The organism is Halomonas sp. AOP27-A1-41 (assembly GCF_052378605.1).
Taxonomy (GTDB): Bacteria; Pseudomonadota; Gammaproteobacteria; order Pseudomonadales; family Halomonadaceae; genus Vreelandella; species Vreelandella citrativorans.
The window spans coordinates 1-7009 of record NZ_JBQSXT010000043.1 but is presented as its reverse complement, the minus strand read 5'-3'; the positions used below and the strand labels follow the sequence as shown (position 1 = coordinate 7009).

Genomic DNA, 7009 nt, shown 5'->3' with positions numbered 1-7009 from the left:
TACATGCTGGCCGGTGGTGCATGTACGACATATCTCTCGGACCCCCGGCTCGCCGTTCTGGCCGGGACAGCCAGGCGCAGAGTTCCAGCCCGCACTAGTCCCGCAACCTAAAGAGCACGTAGTGGAAAAGAACATACCCTGTGCGTTTACCCACTCAGGCTTAGAGCGCTGGCTTCACGCTCGCGAGATCAAGCGGCTGGTTATCGTCGGTGTAAGTACCAGCAATTCGGTTGAAGCCACCGCTCGCACAGCCGGTAATCTTGGCTTTGATACCCACGTCGTCGCCGATGCCACGTTTACCTTTGCCAAGCAGGACTACGCAGGCACTTATCGCACGGCGGATGAAGTGCATGCTATGTCACTGGCGAATCTGGAAGGGGAGTATGCGGCTATTGTTAGTAGCGATGAAACGTTTGCACTCTTTAGTAATTTCAATTAAAAATCAAAACGTTTACGTCTGACCCCTGGAAATAAAAATGGCAGTGTTAGTTCTGTTTAATGTGTGTTGTTAAAAAAACTGCTTTTTAAATAAGGTTGGTGATCTATACTTCAATGTTGTTATTTTTAATAAAAGATGGCTGTTAGTAAGAGATAAAAGGTATGTTGATTGCTTTGACTTAAATGTTTTTATGGAATAAACCACCAACGCCAACCCGCTGCGCATACGATTCCTATCGCTATTGATGCCAATGGGCTCCTAAAGATAATCGCCACCATGCCTGCCATGATAGCGGCGAGGCGGGTGCCGCCGTCACCATGCACAATGATTGGCGTTATAATCGCAATAAGCACTGAGCTGGACATGGCATTAATAAAAAGCTGAATGTTAGGGCTTAATGGTAAACGCGCCATAATCAACAGTCCCAGCACACGAGAGCCATAGCTGATGGCTGCCATTAACATAATTGCTGATAACGATTGCCACACTGTGATTGAACTCATGATGTCCCCGTCTTATACCAGCGTTTAGGTAATAAGATGGCGACCATCCCCCCCGTTAAAGCGCCTACCATTACATGCAGATAAGGAGGCAGCCACCAATACGCCAGTAAGGCACTGATGGCTGCTGCCAGCCACGGTAAAATCATCAACGCCTTGGGATTTCCACCTATCACGATGACCAGCAGAAAACATAGCATGATCACGTCAAGGCCGAAGCGCTTTGGTTGATTGATGCCACCTCCGAATGCTAACCCTAAACCAGTTCCAATGACCCAGGCAGCCCATAGCGCAATACCCCCGCCTAAAAGAATGCCAATATTACGCTCGCCGCGATGATATTCACCTAACGCCATAGCCCAATTTGAATCTGTCAGCATGAATATAACGCCGAATTGTTGGCGCAAGGGCAATGCCTTGAGCCAAGGGTATAAGGACGCGCTCATTAAGACATGTCGGGTATGGATCGTGAGGGTAGTCGCCGCTAGGGCCAGCATGGGTAGTGGCGTCTGCCATAGCTCAAGTGCTGCAAATTGCGACGGAGCAGCAAAGACAAACACACTCATTAACATTGCTTCCCAATGAGTGACACCCTCATGTGAAGCAGCTACACCAAAGGCTAAACCAAACGCGATAGTGAAGGCCGCTAAGGGGAGCATCATGAGGATTCCTCTCCATGTACCAGCCATGTCCAGTTTTGTTTTATTTTTCATAAGCTTACTCGCCATCTTCTGTGCGCTTTATATAAAAACAAACAGACCTGCTTGTTTTTATATTTTTTGAAGTTTAAATTGAATAGTGTGCATACGCTAGAAGAGAGTATGCCACCACGATTAAATGAAATAACATAACGCTAAAAAACTGCCGATTGATTCGGTTCGGGGATAATACAATATGAACTTCAACCGCAATGCACTCACTCTGGCTATCGCTTCTCTTGCGTTACCTGCTTTTGCTACTTCCGCTCAAGCGACAACTTCTTTTATTGCTAATTCGTTTTACGACCAACAGCACCCTCACTCTCGTTACGGTTATATCGAATGGGCTGAGATGGTTAAAGAGCTTTCTGATGGGGAGCTACAACCTGAGGTTTATACGGGTACTGTACTGCTAGCGCCGCGCGCTAATTTGCAGGGTATTCAGGATAATATTGTGCAGGTAGCACACCATGCCGCTATTTACACACCTTCTGAAATGCCGGTTGCTAATGCGGTTCAGGAACTGGGGTTTAACTATGATGACCCTTTAGCCAGCATACTAGCTGTTACCGACTTTAGTCTAAATAATCCCATTCAGCTAGCCGAATGGGAAGATTTGAATATCGTTTATCTTGGCGCTTATAGCACCCCGCCTTACGTGATGTTTTGCCGGGAGCCTGTGCGTAATCTTGAAGAACTGCGTGGCAAGCGTATCCGCACAGCGGGTTCAACGGTATCTGCTTGGGTAGAAGAAGCTGGCGGTACCCCCGTGAATGTTCCTTCAAGTGAAATGTATAGCGGCCTTGATCGCGGATCACTGGATTGTGCTACCAATGCGGCTAACGACTTAATTGATCGCTCCCTCTGGGAAGTGGCCAAACACACAACGCTTCTGCCTACCGGTATGTACTGGTCAGGTCCTCAGTGGGGCTTTAACGAAGGGTTTTGGGCAGACCTTACTGACGATCAGCGCAACGTCTTCAAGGAAGCTACTGCTAAAGCAATGACGCGCATGGTTGTTCAGTTCCTTAATGCTTCAGAGTCTGCTATCGAAGAAGCCAAAGAGTTAGGCAACAACGTCTATGAGCCGGAAGATGATCTCATGGAATCCGTTGTCGCGTTCCGCGAACAAGCGCTCTCCAACGTCTATAACAAGGCGCGTGATGAGTACGGTGTGGAAGATCCGGAAGCCTTAATTGATGACTTCCTAAGCACCTATGAAAAGTGGCAAGCGCTGCTTGAAGGCGTGGATCGCAGTGACGAGGAGGCCCTGGCCCAGTTAGCGATGGGTGAAATCTACAGCAAACTTCCCGCTGATTACGGCATTTATTAATTTAACGTACTCTGTGTGCCTGCTAGGCGGCCAACGTTAATGCAATAAAAATAGGGACCGGTATGACGAAGCGACAAAATCAGGAAGAGCGCTCACGCAACACTCAAGCTCGCGTGATGCAGGCAACGATCGAATGCGTTCTTGCCAAGGGAATTCGTGCCACTTCGACGGTTGATGTCGCTCGTCAGGCCGGTGTGTCTCGTGGGGCTTTGGTTCATCACTATCCGTCCAAAACGCTTTTGATGCAGTCAGCTCTGGAGGACCTGCTTAACCAAGAGGTTGAGAGCGTTCGCCAACTGGCAGTCAGTGTGCAAGAGGGTAATTTTGACTTCGATAGCCTGTTGAGAGTACTACACGAGCATTTCAAAGGGGATCTGTACATGGTGACGTTGGAGTATTTGACCACTGCCCGTACCGATCCTGACATCATGAAAGTGCTTATTCCCCTTGCGGCCAGGTTCAATAGCTCTTTAGAGGCAATCTGGGAGCAGCTTGTTGCCAGCTCAAGGCATACGTCACGGCAAAATCGTGTGGCTCTGAACGCCACTCTCTGCATGATGCGCGGTATGGGCGCCCAGAGCATATGGCGTGATGACCCAGAGCTTTACCGCGACATGCTGCTGTTCTGGAAAGACGCCCTTATCGAGCTTGGCTTTGCATCTTCGCAAGCGAAGACAAGAGAGTATGTATGATCACGCGCATTGTTGAATCATTAAGCCAATGGGTTGCCAAGAGCGCACTAGTGTTGGCGGGGCTGTTTCTTATCCTAATGGCGCTGCATGTCACGCTTGATGTAGGGCTGCGTTATTTTTTTGGTAAATCGTTTACCGGCACGCTGGAATTCGTCTCCTTCTACTACATGGTTGCGGTAGTGTTTCTGCCCATTGCCTACGTGGAACTCCAGCGGGAGCACATCAGTGTCGATGTTTTTGTAGGCAGGTTTTCTCCCCCTGTGCAGCTGGCGTTTTACCTGTTTGCCGGTACGCTTGGCTTGGTGTACTTCGGCATGCTCTGTTACCAGAGCTATCTTGATGCCGTTCGTGCCACGGTGCGTCAAGAAACCGCCATGGCCAACTTCACCTTCTATTTATGGCCCAGCCGCTGGGCATTACCGGTCGGCTTTGCCGCCATGTGCCTGGCCATTCTCGCCAACATGATCAAGGCAGTGCATCAACGCCAAGCACTGTAGGAGCTAATCAATGACTAACATCGAGATAGGTGTGGCGGGTATCGCCATTGCCTTGGCCCTGATCGCCCTGCGCGTGCCAATCGGTATTGCTTTGGGATTAGTATCGATTATCGGTATTGGCGAAATGACCAACATGCGAGTTGCGTGGGGGATGATTTCTGCTACTCCGTTCGATTTTGCGGGTACTTGGGAATTAACCGCCGCGCCTATGTTTCTCTTCATGGGCTACTTGTGTACCACCACTAACATGACTCAAGGCCTATTCCAGGCCATGCGTCTCTATCTGGCGAGACTTCCTGGCGGGCTTGCCGTTTCCAGCGTGATGGCGTCGGCCTTTTTTGCCGCTGCATCGGGGTCAAGCGTTGCGACATCTGCCGCCATGTCGCGCATCGCGGTGCCTGAGATGCTCAAGCACAACTACGATAAGGGCCTAGCAACGGGCACGGTTGCTGCATCAGGCACGCTAGGTTCGTTGATTCCGCCAAGCGTTTTATTGGTGCTTTATGGTGTTTATGCCCAAGTGTCCGTTGGCCAGTTGTTTATGGCGGGCTTCATTCCGGGCGTCATTTCTGCGCTGTTATACATTGCGATGATAATGGTGCGTACCAAGCTCAATCCAAGCCTGGCTGGAGATACCAATGTACGCTCTACCTGGCAAGAAAAGTGGGATGCATTCAAACATATCTGGCCATTGCCATTACTCATTGGCTCTGTGCTTGGCGGGATTTTTCTGGGTGTCTTTTCGCCAACCGAAGCGGGTGCAGTAGGCACTACCATTGCAGCATTAATCGCCTTGGCCCGTCGTACTCTAACCATCGCTGCCATTCGTGAAGCGGTCGTCCAAACGGCGGTAAGCACGGCCAGCATCTTTATTATTTTGATCGGCTCGCTGTTCTTCACCCGCTTTTTGGCCATGAGCGGTGTACCCGCTGCTTTCTCCGAGTTAATCCTAGGTGTGAGCACTGAGACATGGTGGATCATCCTAGCGGTAGCCGTTATCTACCTTATCTTAGGCATGTTTATCGACTCCATTGGCCTGCTATTACTGACATTGCCGCTAATACTTCCCCTGGTCGAAGGCGCAGATCTTAACTTGATTTGGTTTGGCATCATCGTAGTCAAGCTGCTCGAAGTTGGGCTGGTCACACCGCCTATCGGGCTTAACGTCTATGTCATCAAAGGTGCACTCGGCAACAGCGTTACCTTGAGCGAGGTCTTCAGGGGTGTGAGCTGGTTCATCGTGATGGACATCGTCGCGCTGCTGCTCATCGTGCTGCTTCCTGCGCTTTCGCTTTATCTTCCGCAGAAAATGTTCTGACGCTTATACAATAAGGAACACTCATGACTACCACTCGTTTTATCAACGCCAACGTTATCGATTCACGCAACGGTAAAGTGCTCCCTAATCATGAGGTGCGCATTAAAGATGGCCGCATCGAAGCGGTAAGCGAGTCCCCACTTGAGGGCAACGACGACCAGGTCATCGATGTAAAAGGCCGCTACCTGATGCCAGGCTTGGTGGATTCCCACGTACACGTCACCGCCATCACGCCCAACTTTGCGCTGCTGGGCACGCTTTCACCATTTTACGTGGGCGCCAAATCCAGCGAGCTACTAGAAGCCATGTTAATGCGTGGGTTTACCACCGTACGCGATGCCGGTGGGGCTGATTACGGCCTGGCCAAAGCGGTAGATGAAGGAACGCTGGCCGGGCCACGTATCATGTACGCTGGCCGGGCGCTCTCACAAACGGGTGGCCACGGTGATATGCGTGGGCCAGGCCAGCAAACCTTTGAAGGCTGCTTCTGCTGTGCAGGCCTTGGCCGTGTATGTGACGGCGTTAGTGAAGTGCGTCAGGCCGCACGTGATGAGATTCGCAAAGGCGCTACTCAAATTAAGATCATGGCGTCTGGTGGCGTGTCGTCACCCACAGATCGTATTGATAGCACACAGTTTTCGCTTGAAGAGATCGACGCCATTGTAGAAGAGGCGACGGCTGCCAATATTCATACCATGGCTCACGCCTATACAGCACGCGCTATTAATCGCCTGCTGCCTCGCGGTGTTAAAACCATCGAACACGGTAATCTTATGGACGAAGAGAGCTGCCGTCTTTTCCTCGAACATGACGCTTATTTGACGCCTACACTGTGTACTTACGATGCGTTAGCGAAAGAAGGCGTGGAAGCGGGTATGGCTGAAGAGCTGCAGCGTAAAGTGTTCGACGTACTCGATGCGGGTGGCAAAGCCCTTGAAATGGCGCAGCGCCACGGTGTGAAGATGCTTTACGGGTCTGACTTACTGGGCCGTATGCAGCGTCATCAGCTCAATGAGTTCCATCTTCGCAAAGAGGTGGTACCTGCCGATGAGTTGATCCGTGCGGCCACCAGCCACGCGGCCGATGCCTACGGCCATACGGGCGATTTTGGCGAAATCATTCCCGGCGCCCGTGGTGATGTCATCATCCTTAAAGATAACCCCCTGAACGATATCACAGTGCTTACTGAGCCTGACGAACAGCTGATGCTCATTATGAAAGGGGGCGTTTCTTATAAAAATACGCTTTAAGCATTACGCTTAAATACTCAGTAATAATTTTATCTGATTGCCCCAGCGCCGGAACTCTACAGTTCCGGTGTCTGTGTCTCTGGACATTGTTAAGCCGCTAAACTTTCTTATGAATACAGGTAATGGCTTGGTGGGCGCTGTTCGCGGCAACAGGCAGTATTTAGTCTCGCGATGAAAATTTATTGTAATCCTCTCATATTAATACCATCTGCAAACTGCTGCTGTTGACACATGCCTTTGATATTCTGAATTGTAACGTGGTTGGCTGGCGCACCGACAACT

At 50.4% G+C, this 7009-nt stretch carries 8 protein-coding genes; 6 read left to right on the top strand and 2 right to left on the bottom strand.

What is annotated here, in order from left to right:
* The coding region (locus tag ACT3TC_RS16825) for an isochorismatase family protein (protein WP_444641099.1) at positions 1-439 on the top strand (439 nt) is incomplete at its 5' end.
* Positions 440-627: 188 nt separating this feature from the next.
* Here the strand turns inward: ACT3TC_RS16825 and ACT3TC_RS16820 are convergent.
* Complete coding sequence (locus ACT3TC_RS16820) at positions 628-942, bottom strand: AzlD family protein (RefSeq protein ID WP_444641097.1); 315 nt, start codon at positions 940-942, stop codon at positions 628-630.
* Positions 939-1652, bottom strand: a complete 714-nt coding sequence (locus ACT3TC_RS16815; protein ID WP_444641095.1) for an AzlC family ABC transporter permease — start codon at positions 1650-1652, stop codon at positions 939-941. Before ACT3TC_RS16815 ends, ACT3TC_RS16820 begins: the two co-directional genes overlap by 4 nt.
* Positions 1653-1833: 181 nt before the next feature.
* Here ACT3TC_RS16815 and ACT3TC_RS16810 point away from each other — a divergent pair, with 181 nt between their 5' ends.
* The 5 genes from ACT3TC_RS16810 (at position 1834) to ACT3TC_RS16790 (ending at position 6727) form a co-directional block, all read left to right on the top strand.
* Complete coding sequence (locus ACT3TC_RS16810; RefSeq protein ID WP_444641093.1) at positions 1834-2970, top strand: C4-dicarboxylate TRAP transporter substrate-binding protein; 1137 nt, start codon at positions 1834-1836, stop codon at positions 2968-2970.
* 62 nt (positions 2971-3032) lie between these two features.
* On the top strand, positions 3033-3662 hold the full coding sequence (locus tag ACT3TC_RS16805; protein ID WP_444641092.1) for a TetR/AcrR family transcriptional regulator: 630 nt from the start codon (positions 3033-3035) through the stop codon (positions 3660-3662).
* Positions 3659-4159: a TRAP transporter small permease subunit gene (locus ACT3TC_RS16800; RefSeq protein WP_444641090.1), complete on the top strand. Its 501-nt coding sequence runs from the start codon at positions 3659-3661 to the stop codon at positions 4157-4159. The genes ACT3TC_RS16805 and ACT3TC_RS16800 overlap by 4 nt, the downstream gene beginning before the upstream one ends.
* A gap of 10 nt (positions 4160-4169) precedes the next feature.
* Entirely contained in the window at positions 4170-5477 is a 1308-nt protein-coding gene (locus tag ACT3TC_RS16795) for a TRAP transporter large permease (protein ID WP_444641088.1), read from the top strand.
* 23 nt (positions 5478-5500) lie between these two features.
* The gene (locus ACT3TC_RS16790; protein WP_444641086.1) at positions 5501-6727 is read left to right on the top strand and encodes an amidohydrolase family protein; all 1227 of its coding nucleotides are present in this window, start codon (positions 5501-5503) and stop codon (positions 6725-6727) included.
* Positions 6728-7009: the final 282 nt, after the last annotated feature.